Here is a 22,486-nt window from a genome sequence, read left to right as displayed (position 1 = left end):
TTGTTACGTACATGAGCGTTGTGTCAGAAAAAGAATACTTTGCAGGCAAGGGCAGTCGGACAAGCCGCCGCCCTCTGCACACGCAAAGTGAATTCATTGCATTTAGAAAACGGATTTAGAAAACAAAGTCGATGGAATCCGGCGAGAAGCCTTCCGGTTGCTCGTCCGAGTTCACCTGAATATCGCTTAATAGCAAATCTGGATTGATCCCAACCTGGGATAGGATCGCTATCAAATCTCTGGTTAATCTCTCAATAGCGTCGGCTCCAAACAGCTTCGTGCAATATTCAAAGGAACCCTTGATTTCCCCGTCTTCATCACTCATAGACAAGGTCAAATCGAATTTGGAGATGCTGTGCTCCTGAACATACGGACTGAAGGACAGCGTTTCTAGCTTCGCTTCCTGTGACTCCGTATTTTCCAGTACAAACATAGTGTCAAATAATGGGTTACGGCTTGCATCCCGTGCTACATCCAGCTTTTCCACCAACTCTTCCAGTGGATAATCCTGATGCTCGAAGGCTTGCAGCGTACGATCTCTGGCTTCTAGCAAGTAGTTGTGGAACGTTTGGTTGCCCTTCGGCTGATGCCGGATGGCTAGCGTATTCACGAACATTCCGATCAGTGGCTCCAGTTCAGGCAACAAGCGGCCTGCTACCGGTGTACCGATGATCAAATCGTCCTGACCGCTGTATTTGGACAGCAGAACGGTGTAGGCGCTTAATAGCACCATGTACAGCGTGCTTCCGGTCTGTGCCGCAATTCGGTGCAGTTGCTCGGATACATTCGCGTCCACTGTAAATTCATACAGCGCACCTTCGAAGCTGCGAACAGCAGGTCTAGGATAAGCAATTGGCAAATCCAGTACCGGCAATTCTCCGGCTAAATGCTCCAGCCAGAAGTGTTCCCGGCGTTGGTATGATTCACGTTGCATCTCCTGCTGCTGCCATATTGCATAGTCCTTGTACTGAATTTGCAGCGGCTTTAATTCCTGTCCCTCGTACAGTTGTACCAGCTCCTGCACGATATTGTTAGACGATACACCGTCTGAAATAATATGGTGCATGTCGTACATCAGGAGGTGGCGCTCTGGTTCAGTTTGAATGAGACGGACACGCAGCAGTGGTGCCTGGCGAAGATCAAAGCTGCGTACAAAGGACTCGATATAGGCTCCGGCTTCGGACTCCCTGGCCTGCAAGTGCTCTAATGCAAACTCCACTTGATCGTAAACCCGCTGAACGACCTCGCCTTCCACCATTTCAAAGGAAGTCCGCAGCGTTTCATGGCGGGCTATTAACTGACGGAACGCATCTTCCAGCCGATCGGCTTGAAGCGGTCCCTCCACGGTTAATACACCCGGCATATTGTAGCTGAGATCCCCACCTTCCAGATGACTCAAAATGTACATTCGTTTTTGAGCCGAGGAAACCGGGTAGTACGCCTGTTGCGCCGCCGCAGGAATCACCGTATAGGTGTCTGTCCCGTGCGTTGCGATGAGCTGGGCTTGCTGCTCAATCGTAAAGTGTTGGAACACCTCACGCAGCGTAATCCGACTGTCCAGTTCCTGATGGATTTTGGCCACCAGCGTCGTTGCCCGCAGGGAGTGCCCACCCACGTCAAAGAATGAGTCGGTGACTCCTACGCTGGACAGTTTCAAGACATCCTGCCAGATTTGGGCTAGCTTGGCTTCCAGCGGCGTCCGCGGTGCAACGTACTCCAGGCCTCCTTCGAGACGTGCTTCCGGTGCCGGCAACGCCTTGCGGTCGATTTTCCCGTTCGGTGTCAGCGGGAAATGATCCAGTTGTACCACATACGTCGGGATCATGTAATCCGGCAGCTTCGGCTGCAGCGCATTGCGCAGCTCCGGCAAACTCAGGGACTCTGAAGCTATGATGTAGGCACACAGGTCCTTGTGTCCGTCTTCGTTTTCCCATGCTGTGACCACGGCTTTCTGAATGCCATCCACGGTCAGCAGCTGTGCTTCCACCTCGCCCAGCTCGATCCGGTAACCCCGGATTTTCACCTGGTGGTCGATCCGGCCCAAATACTCAATGCTGCCATCTGGCAACCACCGTGCTAGGTCGCCCGTCCGGTACATCCGGTTTGCGTGAGTGCTGTCCGCTTGATCGGCTGCTGCCGCATCAGCGAACGGATTTGGGACGAACTTCTCTGCCGTCAGCTCCGGCAGGTTCAGGTATCCTCGTCCGACACCTGCACCCCCGATATAAAGCTCACCTGCGATACCGATCGGCACCAGCTGTTGCTGGCTGTTCAAGATGTACACAGACTGGTTCGCTATCGGCGTTCCGATGGATACCGTATGCTCCCCTTTTTCCAGCAGTGCGTTCAGGGACTCTACATCTTCAATCGTATAAGCAGTCGCATCTACCGTGGTTTCGGTCGGACCGTACACGTTGGTAATCACCGGACGATACCCGGACCACTTGTGCAGGAACACATTTACCAGCTGCACGGATAATGCTTCGCCACCGATCAGGTAATGCTTCACTTCCGGCGCTTCCGTCACATTGACGCTTTCGTTCAAAATATGCAGATGCGCAGGTGTGCCGTCCGACAGATCAATCCGGTGCGTGCGGTAGTAGGCGATCAAATGCTCTCCGCTCAGACTGACGTCACGGGACACCACGTGCAGGGTGTGGCCTAACAGCAAGCTGGCAAAGATTTGCTTCACTGAAGCGTCAAATACAAATGCCGACAGCCATGCGACATGAAGCGGCTGTTCATAACGGCTGTATACTCGCTCCAATAAAGCATCTACCAGATTGCTAACACTGCCCTGCTCGATCATGACCCCTTTCGGCTGGCCGGTGGTACCTGACGTGTAAATCATATAGGCCAGGTTATGCGGGCGGGCGACAGGGATTAAATTGCTCGCATCCTGTGCTCCCAGTTGAGCTTGAACGTCCTCGTCATCCAAGACTACAGCTCGAACTGTGGATGGCAAGCTGAGCGACAGGTTGGCAACTCTACTTGTAATCACGACCTTGGCCCCACTGTCTTGGAGCATGTAGTCGATGCGCTCCTGTGGATACATCGTATCCATCGGCACATACGCGCCTCCGGCCTTAAGTACCCCCAGAATGCTCACCAGAATATCCGCAGAACGTTCCAGCAATACGCCAACCGGTTGATCTGCTTCGACCCCTTCCACTCGTAACACACGAGCCAATTGGTTCGCACGCTCATTCAGCTCAGTGTAGGTCAGCGCGGTGGCCCCAGACACAACTGCTATCCGCTCAGGGTTGCACTTCGCTTGCTCTTCAAAGCGTTCGCTGAGCGAACGGCCTTGCACCTGTCTGTGTTCAGCACAATGCACACTATGTGCGTTCGGGTCATTAAATACCTCCAGAATCTGCACGGTTTCTTCCGCCGTAATCAGTTCCAGCTCACCCAGCTTCGCATCCGGGTTCGCCGCCACGGCTTCGGCCAAGCGAACAAAGTGACGCGTCATCCGTTCTACCGTTTCGCGCTCGTACAACGCAGTTGCATACTGTAATCCGAACTGGATACCTGCCTCTTCCTCTCTGGCTTCCAGCGTCAAATCAAACTTCGCTGGCGTTTGTTCCAAACCGTATGGACGGAAGCTCAGATCTGCCAGTTGCAGTTCGCCTTCCTCGGTGGTTTGCAGGGTAAACATCGTATCGAACAGCGGATGGCGGCTCATATCCCGCTTCACATTTAGCTTTTCCACCAGTTCCTCAAATGGGTAGTCCTGATGTTCATAGGCTTGCAGAGCACAAACTTTCACTTCTTCCACGTAGCTGCGGAAGGTATGTTCCGCTGTCGGATAGTTTCGCAATGCCAACGTACCGACGAACATCCCGAGGATCGGTTCCAAATCTGCATGCGGTCGTCCTGCAATCGGTGTGCCGACTACGATGTCCTCTTGCCCGCTGTATTGGCGTAAGAGCGCGGTGTACGCTGCCAGCAGCACCATATACAACGTCGAGCCTGTGTGCGCCGCCAGTTCTTTCAGACGTTCGCTGACTTCACGTTCCAGCCCGAACACCACCGTATCGCCTGCCGTACTTCGTACCGACGGACGGGCAAAGTCTGTCGGTAGATCCAGCACAGGCAGTTCACCCCGGAAGGTGTCGAGCCAGTACGCTTCCTGACGTTGCATCCACTCTTGATGGGCTTTGCTTTGCTGCCATACCGCATAATCCTTGTACTGTATTCGCAATGGCGAAAGCTCTTCACCGTCGTATAAGCGGACAAATTCATCGGTCAGTACTCCCATGGACACACCATCCGAGACGATATGGTGCATATCGAGCATGAGCAAATGCTGCGGTTCCTGCTCGGTTCCTTGTACACCCAAATCTACCAAGCCTACCCGCAGCAGCGGAGCGGCTTGCAGATCGAACGGACGTACAAACTGCTGCACCCGTTCTTGTGCTTCCTGGCTGACCATCGTATCCGCAGTCGCACCCTCTACCTGTACCTTCGTATACTCCACCTCAAACGGCACGGTGTCCTTAATCCATTGCACCGGCTCACTGTCCACCAGCTCAAAGCAGGTACGCAACGTTGCATGGCGGGCGATCAGTTGACGGAACACGTCCTCCACTCGCTTCACGTCCAACGGACCACTCACTTGCAGCACTGACGGCATGTTGTAGTTCACATCATTCGGGTCGAACTGATGCAGCACAAACAGTCGTTTTTGCGCCGAGGAAAGCGGGTAGAAGCTGCGTTCTTCCGTCACCGGAATGGACGCATACGCCACTTGATCCAAACCTTCCATGACCGCTGCCAGTTGTTCAATCGTTGGCGCTTCAAAAATACTGCGTAGTGGAAGCGGCTTGTTCAGCTCCTTGTGAATCTTCGAGGCCAGCGTCGTCGCCCGCAGCGAGTGTCCGCCAATCTCGAAGAAGTTTTCCTTCACACCGACCTGCGCCAGACCCAGCACATCCTGCCAAATTTGCGCCAGCTTCACTTCCACCCATGTCCGCGGTGCTACATAATCGGCTCCGCTTTGCAGGTTACCTTCCGGTGTTGGCAGTGCCTTGCGGTCGATTTTACCATTCGGTGTCAACGGCATCTGCTCCAGCTGCACCAAATACGAAGGCACCATGTAGTTTGGAAGCTCCTCGCCCAGTAAGCTGCGCAGCTCACCAGCGCTCACTTCCCGTTCAGCAACATAGTACGCCACCAGTTGGTTTTGCCCCTGTTCGTCCGCTTGTGCCAGTACGATGACCTCTTGTACGTCCTCCACCTTCAAAATTTGTGCCTCGACCTCGCCCAGCTCGATCCGATAGCCCCGGATTTTCACCTGATGGTCGATCCGGCCCAAATATTCGATGTTGCCGTCTGGCATCCATCTCGCCAAGTCACCCGTACGGTACATTCGTTCATAGCCGGCTTCGCCAGCCGCAAACGGGTTCGGTACAAATTTCTCAGCCGTCAGCTCTGGGCGATCCAGATAACCCCGGGCCAGACCCGGACCGGACACGCACAGCTCACCCGCTACGCCTACCGGAGCCAAATGTCCATGCACATCAACCATGTACACCCGATGATTCGGCATAGGGCGTCCGATGGAAATGAGTTGTCCGGCTCTCTCATCCTCGGATACCGGCCAGATGGACGTCGCCACCGAGTTTTCGGTTGGACCGTAGCCGTTGTAGTACGCCACCTGATCCTTCCACTTGTACACCAGCTCGGTTGAAGATGCTGAACCCGCCGTAAACAAAATACGCAGGTTTGGCATCCGTTCTGGCTCCAGATAGACCGCATAGGTCGGCGGCAAAGCTGCTACCGTGATTTGGTGATTCGCCATATATTGCTCAAACCGCTCGTAGTTCAAAATCGTTTCTGTCGTTGGCACATATAACGTGGCTCCACAGAACAGCGCCTGGAAGATTTCCCAGCAAGCCGCATCAAACGAATAGCTGGCGAACAGCAACGCATGATCCGACGTACGGATCTTGAGTGTCTGATCAAAATACGTTTTCAGATTGCACAGCCCGTGATGCTCCAGCATCACGCCCTTCGGCTGCCCCGTGGTCCCTGACGTATAAATCACATAGGCTAGATCGTTCGGACCGGACCACGGCTCCAGATTGGAACCATCCTCGTGGTACACCGTTTGCTCCCCATCCAGCACCAGCACATGACCGTCGATAGCGGCTTTGTCTACCAGATGGCTTTGCGTCAACAGCAGCTTCGCACCCGAGTCGTCCAGCATGTAGCGGATACGCTCCTCTGGATACGTCGGATCGATGGGGACATATGCACCTCCAGCTTTTAAAATCCCGAAGATACCCACGATCATGTCCACCGAACGCTCGGTCATCAGACCCACCAGACGATCCTTCGTCACGCCTTGACTACGCAAGGTACGAGCTAATCGATTGGCGCGTGCATTCAGTTCACGATAGGTCAGCGCTTCTCCTTCAAAGAACAATGCTGTCTGCTCCGGCGTCTGCGCAGTTTGCATTTCGAACAAGCCGTGAATCGTTTGCTTACTTGGATAGACTGCCGCTGTATTGCCCCAGACCTCAACGATCTGCTTACGCTCCTGCTCACTTACCATATCCAGCTCATACACTCGAATGTCCGGCTTCGCCACCACCTGCTCCAACAGCTGTACCAGATGGCCCTGAGTCCGTTCAACGGCTTCCCGATCATATAACTTCGCATTGTATTCAAATCGGATTTTCATCGCTTCCTGCGGCATGACAACCAGATTGAAATCATAGTTGGTTTGTTCAATCATGCCGGCATTGCGAATTTCAAAATCCGACTCTGCACCTTCGCCAAGTTGCTCGACCTGCTCCTCCACCGGATAGTTTTCAAACACGATAATGTGGTTGATCAGATCTTGCTTTTGCTCGCTCAAGGCTTGAATTTCATATAGCGGATACGTTTCATAATCTTGAGAAGTCAGCGCCTGCTGCTGATTCGTTCTGATCATGTCAGCAAAGGTATCCTCAGCCCCACTGCGGATACGTATTGGAATGGTGTTAATGAACAAGCCCACCATATTTTCGATCCCCGGAATATCAGCCGGACGACCAGACACTACACCGCCAAAAACAGCGTCGTCACTACCGTTGTACTTTTGGAGCAGCAATCCCCAGGCTGTTTGCAGCAATGTATTCGGGGTCACGTGGTGCTGCTTAGCCACCATTTCCATACGTCCGGTCAAATCCTTGCCCAGATCGCACAGGATATGCTCAAATTGTGCACCGTCCGCTTTCACGCCTACTTTTCCGGTCGGAATCGAAGTTTGCTGATCATAGCCGAGCAAATAATCCTTCCAGTAGGCAGCTGCTGCTTCTACATCCTGTGCTTCAAGCCACTCAATATACTGACTGTATGGAGTCACGGGGGCAAGCTTCGGCTGTCTATGCTCCACCGCTGCAAAATAAGCCTCAAACACCTCATCCGTGACTAACGCCACACACCAGCCATCCATCAAGATGTGATGAGAGCTCCACACAAAATAATAATCCTCGTCACCTGTTCGTAAAATCGCCACGCGCATCAACGCATCCCGGGACAAATCGAATCCGGCTGCCTTGTCTTTGCGAATAAATTCCTTCACATACGCGTCACGCTCCTGCTCATTCAGATGACGCAAATCTTCACATCTAAAACCAACATCCTTGCGGCGGAAAATGACCTGCACAGGCTCATCCTGCCAACCGCTGATGAAATTAGCTCTAAATATCTCATGCCGCTGCGCCAAATGATTCAAGCTATCTTGGAAAATATCCGCTTGGAAGCGTCCATGCAAATCAAAGGTCGTTTGTTCAAAATAAGCACCTGACGCTGCATCCATCAGACTATGGAACAACATGCCTTTTTGCATCGGCGTCAACGCATAGACATTTTCCAGTTCCCCCATGTCACGAGTCCGTTCTACCAACTGATCCAGCTCGGCCATGGTTACATGTTTCAGCATGACATCGCTTGGCGTCAGCTCTTGCTGTTTGCGGCCTGTGCAATGCGCAATGATTTCCTGCAAGCTGGTTCTGAACTGTTCGGCTAACTGCTCCATCGTTTCACGACGATATTCCTGCTTGCTGTAGCTGATCGTCAATTGCAGTTCGCCTTCCGAAATCAGTCCGTTCATATCCAGCGTGTGCGATCTGGCTGCATGGGCGCTAAGCTCTGCACCGCTAGCGTAAGGAGATACGCCAATGGATTGATTTTGCATATCTTGGTCAAATTGTCCCAAATAGTTAAAGCTGATTTCAGGTTCGGTTACAAAACGCTCTTGCTCACGTGCTGTGGACAGGTATCTCAACATACCGTAGCCAATGCCCTTTTGCGGAATGCGGCGTAGCCCTTCTTTCACATGTTTGATGCGCTGTGAAAGGTCTTGCCCCACGTTCGTATCCAGCACAACCGGGAATTGGGTCGTAAACCAACCCACGGTGCGCGTAATATCCAGTTCTGGCAGAATGGACTCCCGTCCATGACCTTCCAGGCTCACGAGCACTCGTTCCAGGCCCGCCCAGCGATGAATCGTCAGCCCCAATGCGGTAAGCAGCACATCATTCATCTCCGTGTTGTAGGCACGATGCGCTTGTTTTAACAGTTGCTCCGTTTCCTGAGCTGTCCACGTAACTGTAATGTTCTCGCTGTCCCTATTTAAGGAATGAGTAGGGGACTCGTCTTTTGGAATCGGCTGATATACGCCTTGTTCCATTTCCTGCCAGAATGCGAGTTCTGCTGCCATGGCCGGACTGTTCGCATATTGAGACTGCCCATCCGCCCAGGTGCGGAACGAATCCGTTTTGTGCGGAAGACGAGCTGCTTGTCCGTTCAATGCCTGCTCATAAGCGGTCGTAATATCCTCGAACAAAATGCGCCAAGATACGGTATCCACTACTAAGTGATGAATCGCTATCAGCAAATGATCTCCATCGGGGCAATGGAACAGCCCCAGCTTCACCAGCGGTCCTTCGCTTAAATGAATACCCGCCTGAATTTCATTCACTTTGGCCTCGATCGCCGCAGATACCTCAGACTCATTTCTGAAGTCGGCCCGATCCAGCGTATACAGCTCGCCCTCCCCAACCGCGCGGTTCCAAGCTTCATAACCGTGCTCTGTAGGACGGAAAATGATACGCAGTGCATCGTGATGGCTAACGATTTGATCCATCGCCGTGCGCAATGCCGGTTCATCAAAACCGTCCTTGCTATGCAGCATAATGGACTGGTTATGATGATGAGCATCCGTCAGGTTCTGCTCAAAGAACCATTGTTGAACGGGTGTCAGCTTCACAGCGCCCACCACTTCGCTCTGATCCGCCAATCGGGTCACCGATTGGACTTTCAGTGCCAAGGCAGACACGGTTGGATGACTGAACAGGTCTTTCATCTCCAGTCGATAACCTGCTTGCAGCAATCGGGAGGATACTTGCAAGGCTTTGATCGAATCGCCACCCAGCTCGAAGAAGTTATCCTGCGTGCCTACCGCTTCCACGCCGAGTACTCCGGCCCATATCGCAGCCAGTACTTGCTCCACCGTGGTACGCGGTGCCACATAAGCTGCACCCGTATGGATGCTTCCTTCCGGTTCCGGCAAGGCCTTGCGGTCGATTTTTCCGTTGCTGGTCAGGGGGATCGTCTCCAGTCGCATCAAACGTGCAGGCACCATGTGCGCTGGCAGCCCGGCTTCCAGTTCGGCCTGTACCTCCTCGATCCGCAGCTTGGCTTCTCCCGTGATGTATCCGCACAAATACTTGTGTCCACGCTCATCCGTCCGGTCGATGACTACCGCTTGACGCACGCCCGGCACCCGCTGGATCGCCGTTTCAATCTCGCCCAGCTCGATCCGGTAGCCGCGGATTTTCACTTGATAATCCATCCGCCCGATAAAGTCTACATTGCCGTCCGGCATCCACCGCGCCAAGTCACCTGTGCGGTACAGTCGTTCACCTGGCACGAACGGATTGGCCACGAATTTCTCGGCGGTCAGGTCCGCACGATTCAGGTAGCCTCGTGCTACCCCGGCACCGCCAATGCACAGCTCGCCCAGTACGCCGATCGGCACCGGATTTAGCTGGCTGTCCACAATGTAGAAGCGGGCGTTCAGCCACGCCTGGCCAATCGGCACATTGCCGCTGCTTGGCAGCTTCGACAATTCTTCGTCGTAGAAGCTGGAGTCAATCGCCGCTTCCGTGACACCATAGCTGTTCATAATGCGGATATCCGCGCCAAACCGTTCTTGCAGCACCCGGTAGTCTGTCACACTGCAGCTATCCGAGCTGGTGATCAGCAGTTCCAGACTGCTCATGTCCAGTCCCTGTTCATACACATGCTGCATAAACGGTACGATCAGGGCCGGGGTCGATTCGAACACCGTAATCTGATAGTCGCGAATCCAGCCATATAGACGGCTTGGGTCGATGCGATCATCTTTCGGACAGATAACCATCGTGCCACCGTTATAAAGCGTTCGCGCAATATCCCCGACGAACACGTCGAAGGAGAAGCTCGCCAGTTGCAGCAACCGTACCGGGAACTGGTTCAGACGGTAATCCCGGCGATAGGCCGCGGCTGTGTTTACCAAACTGCGATGCTCAATCATGACGCCCTTCGGACGTCCCGTTGTACCGGAGGTGTAAATCACATACGCCAGATCCTGCGGTTCGTTGATGTGATTGACGTCTGTGGTATCCCCGGTGTACAACGACTCATCGTCCACCGCCAGTACGGTATGCAGACGCATCCCCGTTGCCGGTTCGGATGTTGCTTCGCTGTCAGGTGGCGAATCTGCTGTTCCATTCAGGGTTCCATGGAGAGTACTTGATTCCATCGTCTCAGCGCCAGCCGCTGTTTCCAACTCGCCCTCAGTCTGCCCTCCGGCCAAGGCCTGTCGGCTTTCCTCCAGCCAGACTTGTGCACGCTCCTGCAAGTCCGTTTGCGTCAACAGTACCGTCACACCGCTATCCTCCAGCATGAAACGAATACGTTCGGACGGATAGTCTGCATCTAGGGGCACATACGCGCCTCCAGCTTTCCACACCGCCAATACGCCGACCAGCATGTCTACCGAACGTTCACTCAAAATGCCGACCATCGACTCGCGTCCAATGCCTTCATTTCGCAGTCTACGGGCCAATTGGTTCGCACGCTCGTTCAGTGTGCGGTACGTCAGTTGTTGTTCCTCGTACACCACCGCCACGTGATCTGGTACAAGCTGCGCCTGTTCTTCCACATAGGTATGGAACAAGGCTCCTGCTTCAACCGCAGCAACATCCGATACTCCCACATCTCCAAAACCGTAGATGATTTGTGCCTTCTCCTCGACGGTTACCATATCCAAAGCTGCCAGTGGCTGCTGCGGATGCAGGGTAATTGCACGTACGAGTTCGGTAAAATGCTGTGCCAATCGCGCGATGGTCTCAGGCTTGTACAGCGCCGTGCTGTATTCCAGACTGCACAGAATGCCTTCCGGCTGCTCCACTGCATCCAAGGTCAGATCAAATTTGGCCGTATGATTGTCCGTCGGATACGTTTTAAAGATCAGACCCTCCAGCTCGAATTCCTGTTGCTCAAATGTTTTTAACTCAAACATCGTGTCAAACAGCGCATTCCGGCTCGTATCCCGCGTTAAATTCAGCTTTTCAACCAGTTCTTCAAAAGGATATTCCTGATGTTCGTAAGCACTGAGCGCATGCTCTTTGACCTCTTGCAAGTAATCCAGGAACGTTTTGTCGCCAGACGGATAATTGCGGATCGCCAGCGTGTTGAGGAATACGCCTACCAAGCCCTCCAGTTCCGCATGCGGTCTTCCGGCAATCGGCGTACCGACGATAATATCCTCCTGCCCCGAATATTTATGCAAGAGCGTGCTATACGCTGCTAGCAACACCATGTATAAGGTGGAGCCGGTTTGCGCGGCCAGCTGTTTCAACTGCTCGCTGTCCTCCAAGCTGATCGCAAATTCCAATCGCGCTCCTTCCAGACGCTGTACGGCTGGTCTTGCAAAATCCGTTGGCATATCCAGTGCTGGAATGTCACCAGCCATCGTGTTCAGCCAGTAGCTTTCCTGCTCACGAAGACGTTCACTTTGCATATCGGCATGCTGCCAAACCGCATAGTCCTTATACTGGATGCGCAGGGGCGGCAGTTCCTTGCCTTCATACAATTGAGAGAACTCCTGCACGATAATTCCTTCAGTGACGCCATCCGAAATAATATGGTGCATGTCATAGAGCATAACGTGACGCTCCGGTCCGGTTTCCACCAACTGAACCCGCAGCAACGGTGCTTGTGCGAGATCAAATGCACGTACAAAGTCCTGTGCGTACTGCTGGGTCTCTTCTTCGCTTGCCTGCACATGCTCCACATTGAATGCGACGCCCGATTCAATCCGTTGAATCACCTCGCCATCCACCATGTCGAATCTAGTTCGCAGGGCTTCATGACGGGCAATCAGCTGGCGGAAGGCTTGCTCCAGTCGCGTTTTATCCAAGGAACCTTCAATGATCAAAGCGCCTGGCATATTGTAGCTAACCTCTCCGCCTTCCAGGTGACTCAGCACGTACATCCGTTTTTGCGCCGAGGAAACCGGATAATATGCACGTTCCTCCGCAACAGGGATGGATACATACGTTTGCTGTGTCTGAACTTCTCCCATCACCTGCACCAGTTGCTCAATCGTCGGATATTGGAAAATATCTCGCAGCGCCAGCTTGTAATTCAGCTCCTGATGGATTTTCGCCATCAGTGTTGTCGCGCGCAGAGAATGTCCTCCGACTTCAAAGAAGTTATCCTGGATGCCTATCCGCGGGTGATTCAAAACGCTTTGCCAAATACGTACCAGTTGCTCTTCCAGCAATGTCCGCGGCGCAACATACGCCGTGCCTCCTTCGAGGCGCGCTTCCGGCGTAGGCAACGCTTTGCGGTCAATTTTGCCGTTTGGTGTCAGCGGGAAATGATCCAGTTGTACGACATATGTCGGGATCATATAACCCGGCAGCTTGGGCTGCAGCAGGTTGCGCAGCTCGGGCAAATTCAGCGTTTCAGAGGCTACGACATACGCACACAAATCCTTGTCTCCGTCTTCGTTTTCCCAGGCGGTGACGATGGCTTTCTGAATGCCGTCCACGGTCAGCAGCTGTGCTTCCACCTCGCCCAGTTCAATCCGGAAGCCCCGGATTTTGACCTGATCATCCATCCGGCCGATAAAGTCCACATTGCCATCTGGCATCCACCGCGCCAAATCGCCTGTGCGGTACAATCGTTCACCCGGTACATATGGATTCGCTACGAATTTCTCGGCCGTCAGGTCTGCACGGTTCAGGTAGCCTCGTGCCACCCCGGCTCCGCCAATGCACAGTTCACCCAGTACACCAATCGGCACCGGATTCAGCTGGCTGTCCACGATGTAGAAGCGTGCGTTCAGCCACGCCTGGCCAATCGGCACATTGCCGCTGCTTGGCAGCTTCGACAGCTCTTCGTCATAGAAGCTGGAGTCAATCGCCGCTTCCGTGACGCCGTAACTGTTCATAATGCGGATATCTGCGCCAAACCGTTCTTGCAGCACCCGGTAATCCGTCACACTGCAGCTATCCGAGCTGGTGATCAGCAGTTCCAGACTGCTCATGTCTAACCCCTGTTCATGCACATGCTGCATAAACGGTACGATCAGGGCCGGGGTCGATTCGAACACCGTAATCTGGCAATCGCGAATCCAGCCATACAAACGGCTAAAATCAATCCGGTCGTCTTTCGGACAAATAACCATCGTGCCGCCGTTATAGAGCGTCCGCGCGATATCCCCGACGAAGACGTCGAAGGAGAAGCTCGCCAGTTGCAGCAGTCGTACCGGGAACTCGCTCAGACGGTAATCTCGGCGATACGCCGCAGCCGTATTCACCAAGCTGTGATGTTCGATCATGACCCCTTTCGGACGTCCTGTTGTCCCGGACGTGTAGATCACATACGCCAGATCCTGCGGTTCGTTAATCGGCTCGATATCGGTGGTGTCTCCGATGTACAGCGACTCATCGTCCAACACCAGCACGGTATGCAGACGCAGCACTGTTGCCGGTTCGGATGCTGCTTCGCTGTCAGACTTCGAATCTGATTTCAAGCTTACGCCTTCACTAAGGCGGTCTCTTTCCATCGTTTCAGCGCTAACCGCCGTCTCCAGCTCACTCTCATTCTTTCCTTCGCCCAGAGCCCATTGGCTTTCATTCAGCCAACCCAGTGCACGCTCCTGCAAGCCCGTTTGGGTCAACAGTACCCTCGCACCACTGTCCTCTAGCATGAAACGAATACGTTCTGACGGATAGTCTGCATCCAGCGGCACATAGGCGCCTCCAGCCTTCCACACCGCCAATACACCGACCAGCATATCCACCGAGCGTTCACTCAAGATGCCAACCATCGACTCACGTCCAACGCCTTCATTTCGTAATCTCCGCGCCAATTGGTTCGCACGCTCGTTCAGTTTCCGGTACGTAAGCTGCTGCTCCTCGTACACCACCGCCACATGATCCGGTACAAGCTGCGCCTGTTCTTCCACAAAGGTATGGAAGAAGGCTCCTGCTTCAGCAGCAACATCCGATACCCCCACATCTCCAAATCCATGAATGATTTGTGCTTTTTCCTCGGCAGGTACCATATCCAAAGCTGCCAGTGGCTGTTGTGGATGCAGTGTAATTGCACGTATGAGTTCGGTAAAATGCTGCGCCAATCGCGCGATGGTCTCAGGCTTGTACAGCGCCGTGCTGTATTCCAGACGGCACAGAATGCCTTCTGGCTGCTCTATTGCATCCAAGCTCAGATCAAATTTGGCCGTATGATTTTCCAGTGGATACGAATGTAAGGTCAGACCTTCCAGCTGCAACTCCTGCTGCTCCAATGTTTTCAACTCAAACATCGTGTCAAACAGCGCATTTCGGCTCGTATCCCGCGTCAAATTCAGCTTTTCAACCAACTCTTCAAAAGGATAGTCCTGATGCTCATAAGCACTGAGCGCATGCTCCTTCACCTCTTGCAGATAATCCAGAAACGATTGGTCACCAGACGGATAATTGCGGATTGCCAGCGTGTTGATGAAGACACCTACCAGACTCTCCAGTTCCGCATGCGGTCTTCCAGCACTCGGCGTGCCGACTACGATATCTTCTTGGCCTGTGTATTTATGCAAGAGCGTGGTGTACGCCGCCAGCAGCACCATATACAAGGTTGAACCTGTTTGCGAAGCCAGTTCTTTCAGGCGTTCGCTAACTTCACGCTCCAGTCCGAATTCGATCGTATCCCCTGCCGTACTCTGTACCGCCGGACGGGCAAAGTCGGTTGCCAGATCCAGCACAGGCACGCCGCCCCGGAAGGTACCCAGCCAGTACGCTTCCTGACGCTGCATCCACTCCTGATGGGCTTCGCTTTGCTGCCATACCGCATAATCTTTGTACTGAATCCGCAATGCCGGTAGCTCTTCACCGCCATACAAGCGGACAAATTCATCGGTCAGTACCTCCATCGACACACCATCCGAAACGATATGGTGCATATCGAGCATGAGCAGTTGCTGGGATTCCTGCTCCGCTCCTTGTGCACCCAGATCCACCAAGCCTACCCGCAGCAGCGGTGCAGCTTTCAGATCGAACGGACGCACAAACTGTCGTACCCGTTCTTGTGCTTCCTGGCTGACCGTCGTGTTTGTATCCGTAGTTGCACGCTCTGCTTGTACCTTCGTATATTCCACCTCGAACGGCACGGTGTCCTCAACCCATTGCATCGGCTCATTGTCCACCAGTTCAAAGAGGGTACGCAAGGTTGCATGGCGGGCGATCAGTTGACGGAACACGTCTTCTACTCGTTTCACATCCAGCGGACCACTCACTTGCAGTACCGACGGCATGTTGTAATTCACATCACTTGGATCAAACTGATGCAGTACATACAGTCGTTTTTGCGCCGAAGATAACGGGTAGAAGCTGCGTTCTTCCGTTACCGGAATGGACGCATAGGTTACTTGATCGAGACCTTCCAGTACGACTGCTAGTTGCTCAATCGTTGGTGCTTCAAAAATACTGCGCAGTGGAAGCGGCTTGTTCAGCTCCTTGTGAATCTTCGAGGCCAGTGTCGTCGCCCGCAGCGAATGTCCGCCAATCTCGAAGAAGTTTTCCTTCACGCCGACCTGCGTGAGACCCAGCACATCCTGCCAAATGTGAGCCAGCTTCACTTCCACCCATGTCCGCGGTGCGACATAATCCGCTCCGGTTTGCAGGCTGCCTTCCGGTGCTGGCAGGGCCTTGCGGTCAATTTTGCCGTTCGGACTCAGCGGCATCTGCTCCAGCTGTACAAAGTACGACGGCACCATGTAGCTTGGCAGCTCCCGGCCCAGCTCACTTCTCAGCTCGCTGGCACCCATTTCTTGCCCGGCGACATAGTACGCCACCATTTGTTTTTGTCCTGTTTCATCCGCACGAGCTGTGACTACGGCTTCGCGTACCGATTCCACTTGGAGCAGCTGCGATTCGATCTCGCCCAGCTCAATCCGGTACCCGCGGATTTTGACTTGATGGTCGATCCGGCCTAGATATTCAATGTTGCCGTCCGGCATCCATCTCGCCAAATCGCCTGTGCGGTACATCCGTTCATAGCCTGCTTCCCCGCCAGCAAACGGGTCGGCTACGAATTTCTCGGCCGTCAGCTCTGGACGGTTCAGGTAACCGCGGGCTACACCTATACCGCCGATGCACAGTTCTCCTGCAACCCCAATCGGCTGCAATTGCTCCGTGCCTTCCTTCACGATGTACAGACGAATATTCTGAATCGGTTTCCCGATCGGAATAACTCCATATTCCTCATCCGGCTCGCAATCGAAGTACGATACGTCCACCGTCGCTTCGGTTGGACCATACAGGTTGACCAGTTTCGCTCCGGACAGGCTCGACACCAGCCGTTGGAACCGGGCCACATGCTGTGGCGGCAACGCTTCGCCACTGGCAAAGACATGGCGCAGCGTGCCTAGTTTCGCTTGCATCACTTCTCGTGGCTGCTGCTCCACATACTCCAGGAACGCATGCAGCATGGCAGGTACAAAGTGCATTGTGCTCACGTCATCGCGGGCAATCGTGTCGACAATGTCTTCCGGGTTCTTTTCCCCGCCTACCGACAGCAGACTCACCTTCGAGCCGACCAGCGACCACCAGAACAGCTCCCACACTGACACGTCGAAGGTGAAGGCGGTCTTTTGCAGGATCGTATCTTCCACACTCAAGCCGTAACGATCATGCATCCACAAAATCCGGTTCAGCACGGAATGGTGCTCCACCATCACGCCCTTCGGTTTTCCCGTGGAGCCGGAGGTGTAGATGACATAGGCTACATGGTGCGGTCCCGCCAGTGGCTCCAGATTCGAACCGTCTTTGTGGTAAATGTCTTGGCCATCCTGCTCATGACGATCCAGCACCAACACCTGGCCGTCAAAACTCCGTGAGGCTTGCTCAGCCAAATGCGATTGCGTCAGCACCAGCTTCGCTCCCGAGTCCTCCAGCATAAAGCGGATGCGATCCGCCGGATATTCTGGATCGATGGGCACGTAGGCTCCGCCTGCTTTGAGGATCGCATAGATACCTACGATCATGTCCAGCGAGCGTTGGACCAGAATGCCTACCGGCTGATCCGGCTGAACACCTTCCGCACGCAGCGTCCGGGCCAAACGGTTCGCTCTCTCATTCAACTCCGCGTAGGTTAACGATTCCGCTCCGCACAGCACGGCCACTTGATCTGGTGTTTCCGCTACCTGCTGCTCGAACAGCGCACTTAGCGTTTGATCCTGCGGATAGGCTGCCGCCGTATCCCCCCAGACCTGAACGATCTGTGCCTGTTCTTCCGGTGTTACCAATTCCAGCTCATTCACACGGATATACGGATTATTCACGATTTGCTCGATGACATGCAGTACATGTCCCTGCATCCGCTCTATCGTAGACCGCTCGTATACATTGGCATTGTATCTGAACATGATGCGGAAGGTTTCATCGGGCATCACAATCAAGTCCAGATCATAATTCGTTTGCTCAACAACCTCTACATTCGTAATTTCAAAAGCGGACGGACGAACTTCACCCAACTGCTCAACTTGCTCCTCTACCGGATAATTCTCGAATACCATAATGTGGTTAATCAGGTTCTGCTTCTGCTCCGTCAGCGCCTGAATCTCATATAGCGGGAAGCTGTCATAGGCTCCCGAGGCCAGTGCCTGTTCCTGCGTTTTCCGCATCACTTCCACAAAAGTGGCATTCCGTTCACTTTGAATCCGAACCGGGATCGTATTAATGAACAAACCGATCATATGCTCTACGCCAGCAATATCCGTCGGACGTCCAGATACGACACTACCGAAAATAACATCCTCATTATTGTTATATTTCTGCAAAATAAGGCCCCATACGCTCTGCATCAGCGTATTAATCGTGACCTGCTGCTGCTTCGCAATCCGGTGTATGGCTTCGCTCCACGTTGGATCCAGATCTACCGTCATTTTTCCAGAAATATATTCGCTAGTCTCACTGGCAATAGTGGATGGAACATGTTCCTTTTCTTTTTCCTTGCTGTCCGGCGTTGGCTCCTTCCATAAAGCATCTGCACCCGGCAACAACGTCTGCTGTTCAAAGCCGGCCAAATAGCTGCTCCAATATTCTTTTGCTGCACGCTCATCCTGACGCCCCAGCCATTCGATATATTGGCCATATGGTGTGATAGGAGCAAGCTCCGGCTGCTTCTGCTCCAGCAGCGCAAAGTACGTACCAAACACTTCGCCTGTAACGAGCGATAAGCACCAGCCGTCCATGACAATGTGATGGAAGCTCCATACCAAATGATACGTTTCTTCATCTGTTTGCAATACCTGTACGCGCATGAGTGCATCCGTACCGAGATTAAAGCCCCTAGCTTGGTCCTCTAGCTTAAACGCCTGGATATACGCCTGTTGCTCCGCTTCCTGCATTTCCCGTATATCCTGGAAGGAAAGGTCGCTATCTTTGTGACGGAATACGATCTGCAATGGCTCCTGACTGTGTCCTGTCTCAAACATATGGAAATTCGTTCGCAGCGCTTCATGACGCTGTGTCAGTACATCCAGACTCTTGCGGAAAATTTCAACATCAAAGCTGCCTTTTTGATCAAACGACGCTTGCTGGAAGTAGGCGCCTGACTGCGGCTCCATTAGATTATGGAACAGCATCCCCTTCTGCATAGGCGAAAGAGCATACACATTTTCCAGCTCGCCCACAGAAGCTGTTTGCTCTGTCAATTGTTCCAGCTGCCTAAGCGTCAAGCCTTTGAACAATACATCACTTGGTGTTAGCTCACTCCGCTCTTTGGAGGCACAATGAGCGATCACTTCCTGCAAGCTTTCCTGCAGCAACTGCGCAAATTTTTCTACATTTTGCTGATGATATACCTTACTGTCATAGCGAATGTCCAGTGTCAGCGCGCCCGCTGTAATCATTCCGTTCACATTCAGCGGATGCTCCAGAACGGTATGGTCACTCATCGGCTCTCCACCTGGATGTGAAGACAGCGTGATATCCCCATTTTCCAAGTCCTGATCAAATTGTCCCAAATAGTTAAAGCTAATTTCAGGCTGCAAGGTCCAGGAAGGATGGGCATCATGCTGAGACATATATTTCAAAATGCCGTAGCCAATGCCCTTATGCGGTACATGGCGCAGGTCTTCCTTCACCCGCTTGATTCGCTGCCCGACTTCTGCCTTTCCGTCCACATCCAGCAGCACCGGATACTGACTCGTAAACCAGCCCACGGTACGGGTGATGTCGATATCTGGAACAATGGCTTCCCGGCCATGTCCCTCCAGATTGACCAGCACACGCTCCTGACCGCTCCAGTTATATACCGCTGTGCCGAGTGCGGTTAACAGCAGATCATTGACCTCGCTGTGGTACGCACGGTGTACTTCTTGAAGCAACATCCGTGTTTCCTGCTCGCTCCAAGCCACAGTCACAGTCTCACTGTCTCTGATCAGAAAATGCTGCCCTTCCGCTCTTTCTTGATCCTTAGGCAACGATGCAATTTCTATTTGGGCAAGACGCTGCCAATATTCGCGTTCATTTTCGATCGCCGGACTATTCGCATATTGAGACAACCGCTCTGCCCAAGCAGAGAAAGCGTCCGTTTTATAAGGCAGGCGAATCGCTTCTCCCCGCACGGCCTGCTCATATCCCGTGGCAAAATCCTCAAACACAATTCGCCACGAAATCCCGTCCACCACCAAATGGTGAATCGCAATCAGTAAATGATCCCCATCCATGCAGCGGAAAAGTCCCAGCTTCACCAGCGGTCCTTCGTCCAGACGAATGGAACTTTGGATGGCATTGGCTTTCATTTCAATGGCTGCTGCAACATCTGTAATGTTTTGCACATCCGTCAGATCAACAACGTCCAGACGATACAGCTCGCCTTCGTTTAAACCACGATTCCACGCTTCATAGCCCTGTTCGGTCTGACGGAAGATCATACGTAGCGCATCATGATGCTCCGTTACCTTGGCCACCGTTTGATGCAATGCGACTTCATCGAAGCCTTGTGCTCTATACAGCATCACCGACTGGTTGAAATAATGTGGCTCTGCTGAGGATTGTCCAAAGAACCATTGCTGAATCGGGGTCAATCTAACTGCCCCTGAAACCACCCGCTGATCGGCTGTACGGCTGACCTTGTGTACATGGCCACTCAGCAGCGAAATGGAAGGATATTGGAACAAATCCTTCATGTCCAGCTTGTAGCCCGCTTGCAGCAAACGAGAGGATACCTGGATCGCTTTGATCGAATCGCCGCCCAGATCAAAGAAATTATCCAGAATTCCGACTCTCTTCGCTCCTAATACAGCCTGCCAAATGGACACTAACGTCTGCTCCAGCGCTGTGCGCGGCTCTACATAATCCGCTTCGCTTTGCAGGCTGCCTTCTGGTGCCGGCAGGGCCTTGCGGTCGATTTTACCGTTCGGTGTCAGCGGCATCTGCTCCAGCTGGATGAAATACGAAGGCACCATGTAGTTTGGAAGCTCCTCGCCCAGTAAGCTGCGCAGCTCACCAGCGCTTACTTCCCGTTCAGCGACATAGTACGCCGCCAGTTGGTTTTGTCCCTGCTCGTCCGCCTGAGCCAGTACGATGACCTCTTGTACATCCTCCACTTTCAAAATTTGTGCCTCGACCTCACCCAGCTCGATCCGGTAGCCCCGGATTTTCACCTGATGGTCGATCCGGCCCAAATATTCGATGTTGCCGTCCGGCATCCATCTCGCCAAGTCACCCGTACGGTACATCCGTTCGTAGCCTGCTTCCCCAGCCGCAAACGGGTTCGATACAAATTTCTCAGCCGTCAGCTCTGGACGATCTAGATAACCCCGAGCCAGACCCGGACCGGACACGCACAGCTCACCCGCGACGCCTACCGGAGCCAAATGTCCATGCACATCCATCATGTATACCCGATGGTTCGGCACAGGGCGTCCGATGGAAATCAGTTGTCCAGCTCTCTCATCCTCGGATACCGGCCAGATGGACGTCGCCACTGAATTTTCGGTTGGACCGTAGCCGTTGTAGTACGCCACCTGATCCTTCCACTTGTACACCAGCTCGGTTGAAGATGCTGAACCCGCCGTAAACAAAATACGCAGGTTTGGCATCCGTTCTGGCTCCAGATAGACCGCATAGGTCGGCGGCAAAGCTGCTACCGTGATTTGGTGATTCGCCATATATTGCTCAAACCGCTCGTAGTTCAAAATCGTCTCTGACGTTGGTACATACAGTGTGGCTCCACAGAACAGTGCCTGGAAGATTTCCCAGCAAGCCGCATCAAACGAATAGCTGGCGAACAGCAACGCATGATCCGACGTACGGATCTTGAGCGTCTGATCAAAATATGTTTTCAGATTGCACAGCCCGTGATGCTCCAGCATCACGCCCTTCGGCTGCCCTGTGGTCCCTGACGTATAAATCACATAGGCTAGATCGTTCGGACCGGACCACGGCTCCAGATTGGAACCATCCTCGTGGTACACCGTTTGCTCCCCATCCAACACCAGCACGTGACCGTCGATAGCTGCTTTGTCCACCAGATGGCTTTGCGTCAACAGCAGCTTCGCACCCGAGTCGTCCAGCATGTAGCGGATACGCTCCTCTGGATAGGTCGGATCGATGGGGACATATGCACCCCCGGCTTTTAAAATCCCGAAGATACCTACGATCATGTCCACCGAACGCTCAGTCATCAGACCCACCAGACGATCTTTCGTCACGCCTTGACTACGCAAGGTACGAGCCAAACGATTGGCGCGTGCATTCAGCTCGCGATAGGTTAATTGCTCTCCTTCGAAGAACAATGCTGTCTGCTCCGGCGTCCGCGCGGTTTGCGCCTCGAACAAGCCGTGAATCGTTTGCTCGTTTGGATATGCTACCGCTGTATTTCCCCAAGCCTCAACGATTTGCTCACGCTCCTGCGCGGTTACCATATCCAG

Annotated in this window: 1 protein-coding gene (running past one end of the window); it reads right to left on the bottom strand. The window is 53.3% G+C overall.

All coding sequences use genetic code 11. The features are described 5' to 3' along the window. Positions 1-115 precede the first annotated feature (115 nt). On the bottom strand, positions 116-22,486 hold the 3' portion of the coding sequence (locus ACWGXJ_RS11600; protein WP_452566775.1) for a non-ribosomal peptide synthase/polyketide synthase. It continues 20,028 nt past the right edge of the window; 22,371 of the gene's 42,399 nt are visible here — the last part of the coding sequence; its start codon lies off the right edge, out of view; it ends in the stop codon at positions 116-118.

Source organism: Paenibacillus sp. S33, from assembly GCF_053615415.1.
Note: the sequence above shows the minus strand (reverse complement) of the source record. Positions and strands in the feature narration are given on the sequence as shown.